A 15,409-nucleotide genomic window follows, 5' to 3' on the forward strand; every position below is an offset into this window, starting at 1 on the left:
CGAGTGTCACAGAAGAGGGAGGTTTACGCGGAACGTCGCACCGGGGGAGCGGGCGAGCAGCGCGAGCTCCCCGCCGAGGAGTCGCGCGTTGTCGCGGGCGATCGCGAGTCCGAGCCCGGTGCCGGCCCCGTCGGAGCGCGAACGGTCGGTGGTCACGAAGCGGTCGAACACCCGCTCGACGTTGGTCTCGGCGATGCCGGGGCCGTGGTCGCCGACATCGATGTGCAGCACATCGCCGTCTTCATGCACGCGAACGGTGACGGGCGGTCGGCCGTGCCGCGAGGCGTTGGTGAGCAGATTCGCCAGCACGGTGTGCAGCCGCGCGGCGTCGGTGTGGATCCGAAGATCGGGGGCGACCGAGGCCTCGAAGACATCGACCCCTGTCGCGTCGACCACGTCGATGAGCAGGTCGTGGAGCACGACTGTCGTCGGGTGTACTCGCGCGACTCCGGCATCCAGGCGGGAGAGTTCGAGGAGGTGCTCGGTCAAGGCGTGCAGCCGACGGGTTCCGGTACGCACGACCGCAGCGGCGACAGCCCGTTCCTCCGCGGTCGCCTGCTCGTCTTCGTCGAGGAGCTCGTCGACCACCATCATCGAGGTGAGTGGGGTGCGCAGCTCGTGGGCGACGTCGCTGACGAGCTGCCGGGACTCCGCCTCACGGCGCTGCAGCTGCCCGATGGTGTCGCCCAGCCGCTCGGACGAGAGACGGAGGGCGTCGGCCACGCGGTCGACGTCATCGAACGACGGTTTCCATTCCGGCGGACCGTCGCCGGACCCGACCGCGCGCGCCGTGTCGACCAGGCGGCGCAGCGGACGCGTCAACGCGCCACCGAGCAGGCGCTCGAGCAGGATGACGAGGACCACGACCCCGCCACTGAGGAGCACTCCGGACACGATGAGCTCTCGCACCTGCTCCTGCTGCGGCTGCATCGAGTAGGCGGTGACCACGGCGAGCCGGGCGCTCGGGTCCTGGGGGAGATCGTCCCGCACGACCGAGACGAAGAACACCTCTCGGCCGTCGAGCGTGGTCATCAGCGAGGTCGGTTCGCCGGAGCGGCTGCTGTCGTCGATGCGCAGTGCGTCGGGCACCTGATCCGGCCGGAGCTCACCGGCGCTCCGGCCGCTGTCGAGGTCGATGATGACCGTCTCTCCGGGGAGGATCTCGGCGTAGTACTTCCACGTGTCCTCCGGTGATGCGGTGGAGATGGAGGTGAACAGGGCGTCGGCCGTCGTCGCGAACTCGTCGAGGAGACCCTGCTGTCTGGACTCGTAGACGATCTTGCCGGCCGTGAACACGACGACACCGGTGACGAGGACCGACACCGCGATCGTGCTGCCGATGAGAGCGAGGGCGATGGCAGAGCGGAGGGTCAGGCGGCGGCGTGCGGTCATCGCAGCCGATATCCGATCCCGCGGACGGTCTCCAGCTGTGGCGACGAGACGTTCGCCGCGGTCAGCTTCGCGCGCAGGCGCTGGATGGCGGTGTCGACCACCCGCGGGGTGTCGGGCCGGGACTGCGCCCAGACCGCATCGATCAGACGCGAACGACTCAGGGTGTGCCCGTCGTTGAGGGCGAGCTCGTACAGCAGGCGGAATTCGGTGGCGCTCAGCGGAAGGGCCTCGCCGGCAGCCAGTGCCTCTGCGGAATCCTCGTGCAGTGCGAGCGATCCGACCCGGAGCGGCTCCGCGGTGAGGCGGGAGCTGCGACGCAGGACCGTCCGCAGGCGCGCTTCGAGCACTGCCACGCTGACCGGCTTCGCGATGTAGTCGTCGGCTCCGGCGTCGAGGCCGATGACGACATCCGCATCCTCATCGCGCGCAGTGAGCATGACGGTCGGGAAGCCCCATCGGGTGCGGATCTCGCGGCACAGCGAGAACCCGTCGCCGTCGGGGAGCATGACGTCGATGATCGCGACATCCGGACTGATCCGTTCGGCGAGCAGGCGGGCAGAGGCGACGTCCGCTGCGGTGTCGACGGTGTGGCCGCGGCGCCGCAGGGCGGTCGTGAAACCGAGGCGGATCTCCGCATCGTCATCCACGAGCATGACCTTCATCAGGCGCCCACCTCCCCGGCCATCGCGCGCTTGCGATGTTAGACGCCTTCGCCCGTGCAAGTGCTCCATGCGGCGACCGGCATGGGTCGCAGGAAGGCGTCAGGTCGAGCCGCTACCCTCATGCCATGCGCCGAATCGTGGTCCTTCCTCTCGTCCTCGCTGCAGGGCTCGCCGCCGGGGTCCTCTCCGGCTGCTCGCAGGTCACGCAGATGGCCGGTGACGCAGTGGGGATCGACGTCCAGGCGACCTGCACCACGATCGACGACGCCTACGGGCAGTACCAGGCGCTGCTCGACCAGGGCGAGGTCTCGGCGGAGCAGGCCGACGCGGCGCGCGACGAACTCGTCGCCTCACTCGAAGGTCTCGCGGCCAACGTCGACGGACAGCTGGGCGACCTCATCCGCTCCGGCGCCACCCAGATCGGGGGCATGACCGACCTGCAGGCTCCGGAAACGGTGGAGGCCATCGAGCAGCTCAAGGACTCGGCCTCGGCGTTCTGCGGCTGACCGTCCGGCCTGTGAGACGATGCCGGAGATGAGCACTGCGGCTGATGAAGAGCTTCGCGCCCTCCGGGCCCGCGCCTATGGTCCGACGGCGGACATCGAGAACGATCCTGCCGCGCTCCGCCGCCTCCAACAGCTGGAGGCGATGAGACAGCCGAGGGCCGCTGTCGACGATGCCGTCGTGCCCGCTCCGGAAGCGGAGACCGTTCGGCACGTGGAGCCGATTCGACCGGCTGAACCCGTTCGGGGAGAGGCAGGTTCGGGGCGACGCGCCCAGGATTCGGTGGAGGATGCGCTCGACGTGTTCGCCGGCGCCCCCGCCGAACCGTCGGAGCCGGTCCCGGCACGCGAGAGATCAGCCGAGCGGCTGTCAGCGTGGTTCTCGGCACGGACGTCCAGGATCGTCTGGCTGGCCGCGATCGTGGCGGCGGCCGCGTTGTCGGCGGCCGCCGTGTCGGCTGCCGTCACCTTCGCCTTGGTGAAGATCTCTCCCGTCTCCTCCACTTCCGCAGGCGCTCCGCAGATCGCCACGCTGGAGGCGACATCCACGCTGGAGATTCCGGCCGGGTGGATGGGGGCTGGGCCGAGTTCCGCGGTGTTCGACTTCTACGGGTTGGCTCTCATGGAGAGCACCGGCGGGTACTTCAACGGCTCTGTCGGAGCCGACTGCCTCACCGTCGCCCGTGCCGATCAGATTCCTGAGAAGGACGAGTTCGACTCCTCCGAGGGCTGGAGCTACGACGGACCCACGTACTCCGGGTGCGCCGTGGGTACGTTCCCCGCGACCGTGGAAGTGCCGTTCGACAGCAATGTCCCCAAGGAGCTGAGCGAACGCTTCCCCTCGGGGACGGCGCTGCAGTTCGTGTACGACGGCGAGCGCGTCGGGGTCTTCCTCGACAGCGAGTAGGCGAGGGGTTACGCGACGACGGGGTCGCGGTCGAGGGGCTCACTGGCGGTCGAGGCCGCGCGTTGCCGCTCGGCGTACTGCGTGCCCCACCGCGTCAGCTCGATGAGCAACGGGGTGGCGCTGGTGCCGAGTTCGCTGAGGCGGTACTCGACCTTCGGCGGCACCTGCCGGTAGACGGTACGGGTGATGAGGCCGTCTTCTTCCAGCTCGCGCAGCTGGCGGGTGAGCACGCGGGCGGTCGGGTTCTCGAGCAGGCGGCCGAGCTCGCCGAAGCGCAGCACCTCGTGCTCGCCGAGAAGCGTGAGGATGCTCGGTTTCCAGGCGCCGCCGAGAACCGCGATCGACACCTCGGCGTCGCACGACTCGGACCAGTCGCGAACGATCCGCTCGGTCTTCTCCCTCATCACACGCTCCTCGTGTCGTCTGCCTTGGTATCCAAAATGTCAGTACGTGTCATAAATGACCGTACTTGCACCTTCTGTCTGTACTTTACAGACTGAGCTTGTGACTTCAACCCCCACCATCGCCGCCTCGCGCTCGACCCTCCGCCTCTGGTTCGCGATGGTCCCCCTGCTCCTCGGAATCCTCATCGGCGCGCTCGCCATCAGCAGCGTCTCCACGGCGCTTCCGGCCATCCGCGGCGAGCTCGCGCTCAGTGACACCGAGGGTCTCTGGCTCGCCGACGTGTACGCGCTCTCGCTCGCCGCGACCCTCATCCTCGCGGCGAGGATCGGTGATGCCTTCGGGCGGAAGAAGATCGTCCTGATCGGTCTCGCCGGATTCGCGGTGCTCAACGCCGTCGGCGGCTTCGCGCAGAGTGGGATGCTGCTCATCGTGATCCGGGCGCTGCTGGGTGTGGCCGAGGCGTTCGTCGTCGCCGGGGTCGTGGCCACGATCGGCGCGAAGTATCACGCCAGGGAGCGGGTGCTCGCCTACGGACTGTGGACGGCGACGTTCGGGGTGGGCAGTGCGCTCGGGCCGGTGCTGGGCGGACTTCTGGCGGAGGGACCGGGATGGCGCTGGCTGCTGCTGGGGAGCGTGCCGCTGGCGGTGCTCGCCGGTGTGCTGGCCCTCTGGCTGGTGCCCGACTCCCGCAGCTCCCGGACGCCGTCGTGGGACCTTCCGAGCATCGTCACGTCGATCGTCGCCCTCGGCGCCCTGGCCTTCGCGCTGCACGAGGCGCTCGCCGCACCGGTGCCGGCAGCCATCGCCGGAGTGGTCGCGGTCGGCAGCCTCGTGTACTTCATCCTGCGCCAGCGCCGGCTGTCCGAGCCGCTCATCGACATGCGTCTGTTCGGGATCCCGGGATTCAGTCCTGCCATCACCCGCATCCTCGTCGCGAGTGGTGTCTCGTCGGCATCCGTCCTCCTCGTGAGCCTGCATCTGCAGGACACGAGGGGATGGAGCGCAGCGGAAGCCGGTCTCGCGATCCTCCCGCAGGCGGCAGCCATCGCGATCGGCGGAGTGGTCGCTCCGATCGCGCTCCGCTGGGTGCGGGCCGAAGCGCTCACCGTCTGGGCGCTGCTGCTGCAGGCTGCCGGCATGGCGTGGCTGTTCACCGATCCCGAGGTCGTCGCCGTGCCGCTCGTGCTGGTCGGGCTCGGGTTCGGCATCGGAGCCACGCTCGCGGCCACCGCGCTGTTCGATGCCACCACCGAAGACGATGCCGGCCAGGTCGGTGCGATCCAGGAGGTCGGCTTCGCGCTCGGCGGTGGCCTGGGCATCGCGGTTCTCGGAACGATCGCCGCGGTGGTCGCCGGTGGGTTCACCACGGCGGCGCTGGTCGCCGCGATAGTGGTGGTCGTCGCCGCCGTGGTGCCGCTCATACGTCGTCGGACTCCCGGGTGAAACAGGGCGTCTCGGCGGGCGGCTGAGCGCCGGCGACGATCCCGTGAGGTGCGCCTCCACTCTCGCGATTGCAATTATGTCGCCTGATTATGTAATGTATTTTCATAATCGAGAGGAAGTTATGCGCGCTTGTAATCCGCTGCACCTGCGGCAGGGTGGAACGTCGGTGGTCATCGAGTTCCCCACCGTCGGTGTGCCGGCGATCCGCTACTGGGGTCCTGACCTCGGAGTGCTCATCGCTGCTGATCTCGCATCCCTGGTGGAGGCGAACAGGCCGCAGCACCGCGTCGGTGATGTCGACGAGCCCCGTGCGGTCTCGCTTCTTCCGCTGCCGTCGGACGGGTGGACGGGCGCGCCAGGGTTGGAAGGCGATCGGCAGGGTCTCGCGTTCTCGCCGGCGTTCACTCTCACGGCTGTGGACGGCGGACCGGGAGTATCCGTGGAGGGCGAGGTCGGACCTGCGTCGGTCGTCATCCGCTGCGACGACGCCGAGTCCGGCCTCCGGCTCGTGGTCGAGATCGAGATCACGCGATCAGGTCTGGTCCGACAGCGGATGCAACTGCACAACCTCGGGCCGAGTTCGTACAGTCTGGGCTCCCTGCGGGCGAGCTTCCCGCTCACCGACGACCTGACCGAGGTGCTCGACTTCACGGGCCGCTGGATGCGCGAGCGGGTTCCGCAACGCCACACGCTCACGGTGGGGCGGCACGTGCGGGAAGGGCGGAAGGGGCGCCCGGGCGCCGACGGTTCTCTGCTTCTCCTCGCCGGCGCCCCGGGGTTCGGATTCGAGCGCGGGCAGGTCAGGGGTGTGCATGTCGCGTGGAGCGGCAACCATGAGCTCGCCGCCGAGCGGACGGTGCTCGGCGGCACCGTGATCACGGGGGCGGAGCTGCTGCTCCCCGGCGAGATCGCCATTGCAGCAGGAGACAGCTACCGGACTCCGTGGGTCTATGCGTCGCACGGCGACGGACTGGACGAGCTGGCAGGACGCTTCCACGGGCAGGTCAGGGAGAGTGCTCGAGCCCGGTCGGGCGAAAGGCCCGTCGTGTTGAACGTCTGGGAGGCGGTGTACTTCGAGCATCGTCTCGACAAGCTCGTCGAGCTGGCGGACATCGGTGCCGAGGTGGGCGCAGAGCTCTACATGCTCGACGACGGGTGGTTCCTGGGGCGGCGAGATGATCGCCGCGCCCTGGGGGACTGGTACGTCGATCCGGAGGTCTGGCCGGAGGGATTGGACCCCCTGATCCGTCACGTCAAGGGTCGGGGAATGGGCTTCGGAATCTGGGTCGAGCCGGAGATGGTCAGCGTCGATTCGGAGCTCGCGCGCGCGCATCCGGACTGGATCCTCCGCCCGGGCGACCGCCTGCCGCCCGTCGGCAAGTGGCAGCATGTCCTCGATTTCTCGAACCCCGAGGTCTACGCCTATATCCTCGAACGCCTCGACTGGCTGCTGGGATCGCACGACCTCGACTATCTGAAATGGGACCACAACCGCGATGTGCTCGAGCCGGGACGCGGCGGGCATGCGGTGCTCCACGAACACACGCTCGCCGTGTATCGGCTCATCGACGAGCTGCGCGAGCGTCACCCGCACGTCGACATCGAGAACTGTGCGTCCGGTGGCGCGCGGATCGACCTGGAGATTCTCGCGCGGACGGAGCGGACCTGGACGAGCGACTGCGCCGATCCGCTCGAACGTGCGATGACTCAGAAATACACCGGATTGCTGTTGCCCATCGAGATGAGCGGCAACGACATCTCAGCGAGCGCATCGCACACGACAGGGCGGACGTCTTCTCTCGATTTCCGCGCCGGAGTCGCCTTCCTCGGCTATCTGGGCATCCAGTGGGATCTGACCAGGGCGACGGAGGTCGAACTCTCGGAGCTCACCGAATGGGTCGCCCTGTACAAGTCGCATCGACGACTGCTGCATTCGGGGCGTGCGGTCAACACCGATCATGCCGATCCCTCCCTGATGGTGCGCGGCGTCGTCGCGCACGATCGGTCGGAAGCGATCTTCACGCTCGCGCAGCTGACATCCGCGCTGGCGCCTTCGGCAGGTCGCGTGCGCGTTCCGGGGCTCGACCCTGACGCCCGCTACCGGGTGGATGTCGTGACGCCGGGGCCGGCTCTGCGCTCACGGGCATACACCGAGATGCCGTGGGTGACGAGTGGCACGACTCTCCCTGGTCGAGTCCTCGCACAGTCGGGCCTCGAGACGCCGGTCATCGATCCCGAGCAGGTGCTGGTGGTGCGCTTCAGCCGCGTGTGACGGGGGCGAGCTCGGCGAAGAGCCGCTCCTCTGCGGCGTCGAGCGCCGCGCGAAGCGCGCCGAGCGCCACGGCCTCGTCGCCGAGCGATGAGCAGACGACATCCGGCGCGAACGGCGTCTCTTCACGGAAACGGGAGCGGACAGGTGCGGCGATGCCCTCTCCGGCGCGGGAGACGCCACCGCCGATCACGAGAAGTTCTGGATCCATCGCGATCACCATCGGCAGGAGCCCGGCGACGAGTTCGTCGGCGAGGGCGTCGACCCGGGAGCGGGCGTCTTCGTCGCCTCGCTCGGCCTTCGCGAAGAGAGCAGAGGCATCGCCGGTCGCCCCGGCCCCGCCCGGCTCGAGGAGGTCGTCGTAGTCCTCGCGCCAGGGGGTGGCACGCCAGAGGCCGATCTGCGTCGCCGCTCCGTGGAAGCCGTAGTGCGGGCGTCCGTCGACCAGCGCCGCTGCACCGAGGCGGCGTCCGACGTGGACGTAGACCACGGCCTCGGAATGCGTTGCCGCTCCCACCCAGTGCTCCGCGAGCGCGGCCATCGGCATGTCACTCACGCACTGTGCCTGGATCGGGTAGCGGTCTTCGACCCATCGTGCGGGGTTCTGCCCCACCCATCCGGGCATTGCTCGCCCCCAGATGACCTCGCCCTCGCGGTTCACGGTTCCCGGAGTGCCGATGACGGCGTGGGAGATGCTCTCGATGGGCCGGTCGAACGCCGAGACGGCCTCGTCGATGGTCTTTCCGAGAACCTCCAGCCGCTCTTCGGGTGCGAGGTCGGGGGAGAGGGTGGCGCGAGCGCGAGCGACCACTCTGCCCTCGAGATCGCTGATCAGGACGACGGCCTTTGCGGCGCCGATGTCGGCGCCGAGCACGAATCCGGCATCGGGGCGGAACTCGAAGGCCTGCGCGGGGCGGCCGACGGAGGCGGATTCGCGCTGCGCCTCCGCGGTGACGACCCACCCACTGGCGACGAGATCGTCGACGGCCTGCCGCGTGGTCGGGCGGGAGAGCTGGGCGAGCTCGGTGAGCTCGGTGATCGTGTGCACTCCGCCGGAGTGCAAGACTCGGAACACCGACTGAAGGTTCATCCGTCGAAGCGCCGAGGAGTCCCCGGTCCGACCGTTCGATTGATAGCTCATTCTCTGCCTAGCTCGTGGGGCGTGCGCCCCGTCAGTGGTAACCGCTCCCTCAACATATCTCTGAACCCGCCTGGGTGCGCAGAGGCGTCGACGTTGCGCCTGTCGTGACTCTCGTATATAAATAAGGAGCGTCCTTTAGTAATGTAGCGAACGCACGCTGACAACCGAGTCAGCATCGCTGGCGTGTTCCACCTGCATCCACAGCACCACGAATCGAGGAAGATCCCGTGATCAAGAAGACAATCGCCGGCGTCGGCGTTCTCGCGGCCGCCGTCGCCATGCTCACCGGCTGCACGGTCGGCGCAGACACCGGCTCCGACGAATCGGGCGAGGTGACTCTGACGTTCCTGACGTTCGAGACCCCGAACCTCGATGCGGCCTACTGGGACGAGACGATCAAGCGCACGAACGAGCTCGTTCCCGGCGTGAAGATCGAACGGCTCGTCGCCCCGAGCACCGACCGCGACGCGTATGCGCGTCAGCTGGACTCCACGGGGGAGCTGCCCGACATCATGGTCGCGGTGAACCCCACCGGTCTCGCCGAGGCGGGCAAGCTCGCCGAGTTCTCGGAGAAGGAGCTCGACAACTGGATCGATCCGACATCGAACAGCTTCGACGGCAAGATCTACCAGCTGCCCACCAACACCCAGACGATCCCCAACATCTACTACAGCAAGGCTGCGTTCGAGACGGCCGGCATCACCGAGACGCCGACGACGTGGGATGAACTGCTCGATGCTTCCGGGAAACTGAAGGCTGCCGGGATCACGCCCTTCGTCATCAACGGCGGCGGCGCGGACACCTGGGCCAACATCTACGCGCTCGACGGCCTCATCGGCACCGAGGTCTATGCGAACAACCCCGACTTCCTGGGACAGCTCGCCTCGGGCGACACCGACTTCTCCGACCCCGACTTCGTCACCGCGGTCACGAAGTTCAAGGACCTGGTCGATCAGGGGTATGTGAGCCCGTCGACTCTCTCCCAGACCTACGCCGAAGGCCAGGAGGCCTTCCTCGCCGGGGAAGGCGCCATGTATCCGATGGGTTCTTGGTTCAGCGTCGCCCCTGACGAGGCCGCGCAGGAAGGCCTCGGCGTGTTCGCATGGCCGTCGGACGATGGATCGCTCATCATGCCGACCTACACCGGTGGTGGACTCTCGGTGAGCTCCAGCGCTCCCGACGTCGACAAGGCCAAGGAATGGGCTCTCGCCTGGTCGCAGGTGCAGGAGAACAACAACGGCGGCGTCCTCAACGACGGCCTGTTCGTCGCGCTGAAGGACTTCACGGTGCCGGACGGGACCACGAAGCTGTACGACGAGTCGCTCGCCCTCTACGACGAAGCCGTCGAGAACGGCACCGTGGTCACGGTGTTCGGCAATGAAGGCGGCATCCCGTCGCTGCCCTCTGGCTTCAACGCCGAGGTCTTCGCCGCCATCACAGACCTCGTGAACGGTCGCATCGACGTCGACGGATTCGTCGACCACCTCAACCAGAAGTACGCCGAACTCACCCGGTGAGCCCACGGCCGGCCGCCGCCGACTCCGTTCTCGGAGCGGCGGCGGCACCCATGCCAGGCGCAGATGGCGCCGGAGAGGAGCGGGCGATGCCCGTCTCAGACACCGAGATCGAGATCGTCGAGCGATCGAGGGAGAAAGCACGCGCGCCGCGGCCCACCAGCGTGGTCCAGCGGGGGCTTCGGAGGTGGCAGTCCGCCGGCAACTTCGCGATCTTCGTCCTTCCTTCCCTCGTGGTCTTCACCGCGATGGTGTTCGTCCCCATCGTGTGGACGCTCGCCATCGGGTTCACGGATGAGCGTGCGACCAGACCGACGACTTCGTTCATCGGATTCGAGAACTTCGCGTTCCTGCTGACGAACCCCTCGTTCCTTCAGGCGCTGGGCAACACTCTCCTGATCACCGTCCTGGTGGTGGGGCTCACGAACATCCTCGGGCTCGCGATCGCCATGATGCTGCACCGCAGCGGATGGCTGTACAACATGCTCCGGAGCGTCTTCTTCACCCCGGTCATCCTCTCCGCCGTGATCGTCTCGGTGATCTGGCGCTCGATACTCGTCGACGACGGTCTCCTCAACACGACGCTGATCTCCCTCGGTGTCGAGAACCCTCCGGGGTGGCTGTCCGACCCGTCGCTCGCGATCTACAGCGTGTCGTCGATCATCGTCTGGCAGATGCTCGGTTTCGCGGTCGTCGTGTATCTCGCCGGTCTCGCTGGCATCCCCACCGAGCTCACCGAGGCTGCGGCGATCGACGGGGCAGGGCCCGTCGCGCGCTTCCGTGCGATCACCTGGCCGCTTCTCGCGCCGTCGCTCACCATCACGACCGTGATGCTCATGATCAGCTCGTTCAAGGTCTACGACCAGATCGCGGTGCTGACCAACGGCGGTCCGGGTTCCGGCAGCACAGCCACGATCGCGTTCGAGGTCATCCAGACGGCTTTCGTCGAACAGCGCACGGGCATGGCCTCCGCCATGGCAGGCATCATGCTGCTCATCGTCGCGGCCGCGAACATCATCGTCCTCCGAGTCCTCCAGCGCCGAGAGGTGACCTACTGATGCGTCGTTCCCTGTGGATCCGACCCCTCGTCGCCGTGGTGGTCGCGGCCATGTTCTTCCTGCCGCTGTACATCGCGCTCGTCAACGTGTTCAAGCCCAGCAGTGAGGTCATCGCTTCCCCGCTCGCGCTGCCGCTGAATCCGACGCTCGACAACATCATCGGCGTGGTCACGCGCCCGGACGGTCTGTTCTGGTCCGGGCTGCTGAACTCGATCCAGCTGACCGGGGTGTCGATGGTGATCGCCACTCTGCTGGCGGCCATGTGTGCGCACTACCTCGTCCGTTCCGAACAGGTCTGGGGCAAGGTTCTGCTGGGGATCATGCTCATGGGCCTCATGATCCCGCCCGCCGTGATCATGGTTCCCATCACCCGGATCCTTCGCGAGATCGGCCTCATGTCGACCGTGCCCGGCGCGATCCTCGTGAACGTCGGCTATTACCTTCCGTTCGCGGTCTTCGTCTTCATGGGCTTCGTCCGATCCATCCCTAGGGAACTCGAAGAGGCGGCGGCGATGGATGGTGCGGGCAAGTTCCGCACGTTCTGGCAGGTCGTCTTCCCGCTGCTGCGGCCGGCGTCCGCCTCGGTGCTCATCTTCCTCGGGGTCTGGATCTGGAACGACTTCCTCACACCGCTCTTGGTGCTCGGGCCCGGTGCGGGGAACACCGTGACGGTCGGCATCTACCGGTCGATCGGCACGTATCTGCGCGACTACGGTGCGGTCTTCGCCTTCATGTTCCTGGCGACGATCCCCATCCTCATCTTCTACCTGCTCTTCCAGAAACACTTCGTCACCGGTCTCACAGGAGGTGCGACGAAGGGGTAAGCCCGAGACATTTCCGACCGCAGTACTCGCACCACGCACAGCAAGAACGCATCACACCGAAATCACTGTGACCAACGGCGGTCGCCCCCTGCATCCCCCCGATGCGATGGCTGCTGCCCTCCGGTCATCCATTCAGAGGAGGACGCATGCTTCGCAGTCATCGAGTTCCGTATCTTCGAAGGGGGCTGACCGCCGCGGTCGCGGTCGCGTTGATCGCGACCGTGTTCACCGGTTTCGCTCCTCCGAGTCCCGTGCAGGCGGATTCTCCCGTCACGCAGCGACTCGCCACGTACAACGAGGTGTGGACCTCGAAGAGCACCGGTGTCACCGGATCTATGCCGATCGGCAACGGCATCCAGGCGGCGAACGTCTGGGTCGAGGGATCCACTCTCAAACTGCTGCTCTCGGCGGGCGACGCGTGGGAGGAGAACGTGCGACTTGCGAAACTCGGGCGTCTCGACATCACGTTCAGTCCGAACCCCTTCGCTGCGGGCGACTTCCGGCAGGAGTTGAAGCTGCTCGAGGGCGAGATCGTCATCACCTCCGGCACGAGCCCGGTGATCACGACGCGGGTGTGGGCTGACGCGAACAACAAGGCCCTCCACGTGGAGAGCGATGCCGGATCGGCGTTCACGGTGCAGGTCGACTTCGCCAGCGCGAGACCCACTGCCGTGGCGAACCCGCCACGCAACAACTTCAACTTCATGGACCTGGTCGACACCGAGTCGCCGTACACCTCCACCTATGCGCCATCGGTCACGGCCGACACGGTGCATACGCGCACGGACAAGCTCCTGTGGACGCACCACAACGCCGACTCGCGCTACGACGAGATCATGCAGCTGCAGGGTCTCGATCCCGCGGAGTTCGACGATCCACTGACCGGCCGCACGTTCGGCGGGCTGATTCAGGGACCCGGATTCACGACGGCATCGCCCACACGGCTCGTCTCAGCCTCGGCGAGCTCGCACCGCCTCGACATCAACGTCGAATCGCGGATCGACCTCGGATCGGGTTGGCTCCCGGCGTGGGAGAACAGCATCGCCGCAGCATCGTCGACGCTCGCGGCGACGCCCATCAGCACTCTCCGGGCCGCGCACCGCCAGTACTGGAGCGGATTCTGGGACAAGTCGTACATCTTCGCCACCGGCGATGCCGATGCGGATCGGGTCACCAAGGGCTGGCTGCACACCCGCTACACCGAGGCGATCGCCGGGCGCACGCCGCAGATGCCGATCCGCTTCAACGGCTCGCTCTTCACCCCCGGCACGGCGACGGATGCCGATGCGCGGTGGTGGAACAGCTATCACGGGTTCAACCAGCGCTTCGCCTACTGGAGCATGCTCCCCTCAGGCGACTTCGATCTGATGCAGCCCTACTTCGACCAGTACGCGTCATCGCTCCCCCTCGCGAAAGAGAGGGTGGAGGTCTTCTGGGGCAACGGCGCCGTCGAAGACGGGAACGTCAGCGTGCCGGCGACCGACGGCGCGATGTGGCCCGAGGTCATGGGACTCTGGGGGCACGCGGTCGGTGGGGAGTACGGCTGGAACCGCGCCGGCAAGCCAGCCAACTGGTCGTCCGGCACCTGGACTCGCTATCTCTATGCGAACAACGTCGAGCTGACCTCGATGATGCTCGACTACTTCAGCTACACGGGTGACACCGCGTTCGCACAGCAGAAGCTCCTGCCGGTCGCGCGCGAGGTGGTGAAGTTCTACGACACCCACTGGAACCTGGCGAACGGGAAGATCGACATGTACCCGATGTACTCGGGCGAGGGTGATCGCATGCTCCACAATCCGATGGCCGACACCGCCGGACTCCACAAGACCATCGACGGCCTGCTCGCACTACCCACGACCTTGACGAGCGCTGCGGAACGCACCTACTGGATGCAGATCAAGGGGCGACTGCCCAACCTGCCGATCGGCTCGAGTGCGACGGACAACGACCTGACCTACGGGCCGAACGACCGGTTGAAGACGGCATCCAGTGTCTTCCTCGGCACGGACACGAACAACCAGAACCTCTGGCCCATCTTCCCGCTGCGGATGTTCGGCAACGGGCAGGCGAACCTCGATCTCGCGATCGCCTCGTACAACGACCGGAGGGGGAAGTATCCGGCGAACGGCACGCAGGACTGGCGGCATGACGCCACCCATGCCGCCTACCTCGGGCTGACCGAGGAAGCGCGGTACCAGACGGTGCAGGCGTTCCGCAGCGGCGCGTGGCGCTACACGGGCTTCGGCCCCGGCGGCGGTGACGGTGAGCCGGGCAACGAACCGCGCTCGATCGGCAAGATCGCGCTGCAGGCGATGCTTCTGCACCCCGGTGCGGGCGACGACGCGATCCTGTTCAACGCGTGGCCGTCGAACTGGGATGTGGCCTTCAAGCTGCACACCACGAACGGCCGCGTGGTCGAGGGGTCACGCGTCGGCGGAGTCGTCGACTACGACGTGTCGGCAGGTGCCGGAACCATCACGGTGCGTCCGGGCTCCACGGCGCAGACCACGAGCTACACGTGGACGGCGCAGCCCGGATCGACCGCGCTCGCCGGAGACGTGAACGGCGACGGCAAGGGTGACATCGTCGCCTGGCAGGGGGCGGACGGCTACCTGTACCCGCGGGTCGGCGATGGTTCGGGCACGCAGTTCACCCCGCTGAGCCCGACCGTGTGGGCCCCGGCCGGCGTGCGCTTCGGCGGTGACTTCAACGGCGACGGAAAGCTCGACATCGGCGCCTGGTCCGGCACGTCGTCCGGATCGTGGAAGATCCGGTACGGGACAGGGACGACGTTCGGCGGTGAGACGTCGTACACGTGGACCGCCCAGCCGGGGGCGTCGCTCGTCGTCGGTGACTTCAACGGCGACGGCAAGAGCGACCTCGGCGCCTGGCAGCTCGACGGCCACCTCTACATCCGATACGGCGTCGGCGACGGAATGTTCGGCAGCCAGACTCACCAGGTGATCGCATCGCCAGGGAGCGGTGTGGCCCTGACTGCAGGCGACTTCACGGGCGACGGAAAGGCCGACGTCGCGTACTGGTCGGGGGCGAACTGGACGGTCAGGGTCGGGGACGGCGCCGGCAATCTCGGTGCCGCCACCGCGCTCGCAGGCGCACCGGGGAACGGGGCTCCCAGCGCCGCCGACATCGACCCCAACGGGAAAGACGACCTCGTCGTCTGGAACCAGGGTTCAGGAACCTGGGTCACCCGATACGACGTAGTTCCCTAGCGGCGAGAGAGTGCGGCCCCGATCATGCGGTCGGGGCCGCACTCCGGCTGGGAGCTGA

General features: G+C 67.3%; 12 protein-coding genes. 8 read left to right on the forward strand and 4 right to left on the reverse strand.

Annotated features, from left to right (window positions below; translation table 11 throughout):
• Nucleotides 1-6 precede the first annotated feature (6 nt).
• Together ACIQTX_RS05225 and ACIQTX_RS05230 are read right to left on the reverse strand one after the other, a co-directional pair.
• Nucleotides 7-1,392, reverse strand: a complete 1,386-nt coding sequence (locus ACIQTX_RS05225) for a sensor histidine kinase (RefSeq protein WP_402969773.1) — start codon at nt 1,390-1,392, stop codon at nt 7-9.
• Complete coding sequence (locus ACIQTX_RS05230) at nt 1,389-2,054, reverse strand: response regulator transcription factor (protein WP_402969775.1); 666 nt, start codon at nt 2,052-2,054, stop codon at nt 1,389-1,391. Before ACIQTX_RS05230 ends, ACIQTX_RS05225 begins: the two co-directional genes overlap by 4 nt.
• A 125-nt stretch (nt 2,055-2,179) precedes the next feature.
• Between ACIQTX_RS05230 and ACIQTX_RS05235 the strand changes: the two genes are divergently transcribed.
• On the forward strand, nt 2,180-2,560 hold the full coding sequence (locus tag ACIQTX_RS05235) for a hypothetical protein (protein WP_402969778.1): 381 nt from the start codon (nt 2,180-2,182) through the stop codon (nt 2,558-2,560).
• A gap of 28 nt (nt 2,561-2,588) precedes the next feature.
• Nucleotides 2,589-3,464 (forward strand): hypothetical protein, encoded by an 876-nt coding sequence (locus ACIQTX_RS05240; protein WP_402969781.1) that lies wholly within the window; start codon nt 2,589-2,591, stop codon nt 3,462-3,464.
• 8 nt (nt 3,465-3,472) lie between these two features.
• On the opposite strand, the gene ACIQTX_RS05245 is transcribed toward ACIQTX_RS05240, so the two are convergent.
• Nucleotides 3,473-3,868 carry a helix-turn-helix domain-containing protein gene (locus tag ACIQTX_RS05245; protein WP_028502629.1) on the reverse strand — a complete coding sequence of 132 codons (396 nt, stop codon included), beginning with the start codon at nt 3,866-3,868 and terminating at the stop codon, nt 3,473-3,475.
• Nucleotides 3,869-3,968: 100 nt separating this feature from the next.
• Here ACIQTX_RS05245 and ACIQTX_RS05250 point away from each other — a divergent pair, with 100 nt between their 5' ends.
• Both ACIQTX_RS05250 and ACIQTX_RS05255 read left to right on the forward strand, forming a co-directional pair.
• Nucleotides 3,969-5,312 carry an MFS transporter gene (locus ACIQTX_RS05250; RefSeq protein ID WP_402969784.1) on the forward strand — a complete coding sequence of 448 codons (1,344 nt, stop codon included), beginning with the start codon at nt 3,969-3,971 and terminating at the stop codon, nt 5,310-5,312.
• Nucleotides 5,313-5,433: 121 nt separating this feature from the next.
• On the forward strand, nt 5,434-7,584 hold the full coding sequence (locus tag ACIQTX_RS05255; RefSeq protein ID WP_402969787.1) for an alpha-galactosidase: 2,151 nt from the start codon (nt 5,434-5,436) through the stop codon (nt 7,582-7,584).
• On the opposite strand, the gene ACIQTX_RS05260 is transcribed toward ACIQTX_RS05255, so the two are convergent.
• Nucleotides 7,571-8,656 (reverse strand): ROK family protein, encoded by a 1,086-nt coding sequence (locus tag ACIQTX_RS05260; protein ID WP_402969790.1) that lies wholly within the window; start codon nt 8,654-8,656, stop codon nt 7,571-7,573. The two genes, ACIQTX_RS05255 and ACIQTX_RS05260, sit on opposite strands and share 14 nt — an antisense overlap.
• 293 nt (nt 8,657-8,949) lie before the next feature.
• Here ACIQTX_RS05260 and ACIQTX_RS05265 point away from each other — a divergent pair, with 293 nt between their 5' ends.
• From ACIQTX_RS05265 to ACIQTX_RS05280, 4 genes are all read left to right on the forward strand, one after another.
• A complete protein-coding gene (locus ACIQTX_RS05265; RefSeq protein ID WP_402969793.1) occupies nt 8,950-10,239 on the forward strand; it encodes an ABC transporter substrate-binding protein in 1,290 nt (429 codons plus the stop codon).
• Between the two features lie 86 nt (nt 10,240-10,325).
• Nucleotides 10,326-11,294 carry a carbohydrate ABC transporter permease gene (locus tag ACIQTX_RS05270; protein WP_402969796.1) on the forward strand — a complete coding sequence of 323 codons (969 nt, stop codon included), beginning with the start codon at nt 10,326-10,328 and terminating at the stop codon, nt 11,292-11,294.
• Nucleotides 11,294-12,118, forward strand: a complete 825-nt coding sequence (locus ACIQTX_RS05275) for a carbohydrate ABC transporter permease (protein WP_402969799.1) — start codon at nt 11,294-11,296, stop codon at nt 12,116-12,118. The genes ACIQTX_RS05270 and ACIQTX_RS05275 overlap by 1 nt, the downstream gene beginning before the upstream one ends.
• A 146-nt stretch (nt 12,119-12,264) precedes the next feature.
• On the forward strand, nt 12,265-15,351 hold the full coding sequence (locus tag ACIQTX_RS05280) for a DUF5703 domain-containing protein (RefSeq protein WP_402969802.1): 3,087 nt from the start codon (nt 12,265-12,267) through the stop codon (nt 15,349-15,351).
• Nucleotides 15,352-15,409 lie beyond the last annotated feature (58 nt).

This window comes from Microbacterium sp. NPDC090281 (assembly GCF_044769635.1).
In the GTDB taxonomy this organism is placed as follows: Bacteria; Actinomycetota; Actinomycetes; order Actinomycetales; family Microbacteriaceae; genus Microbacterium.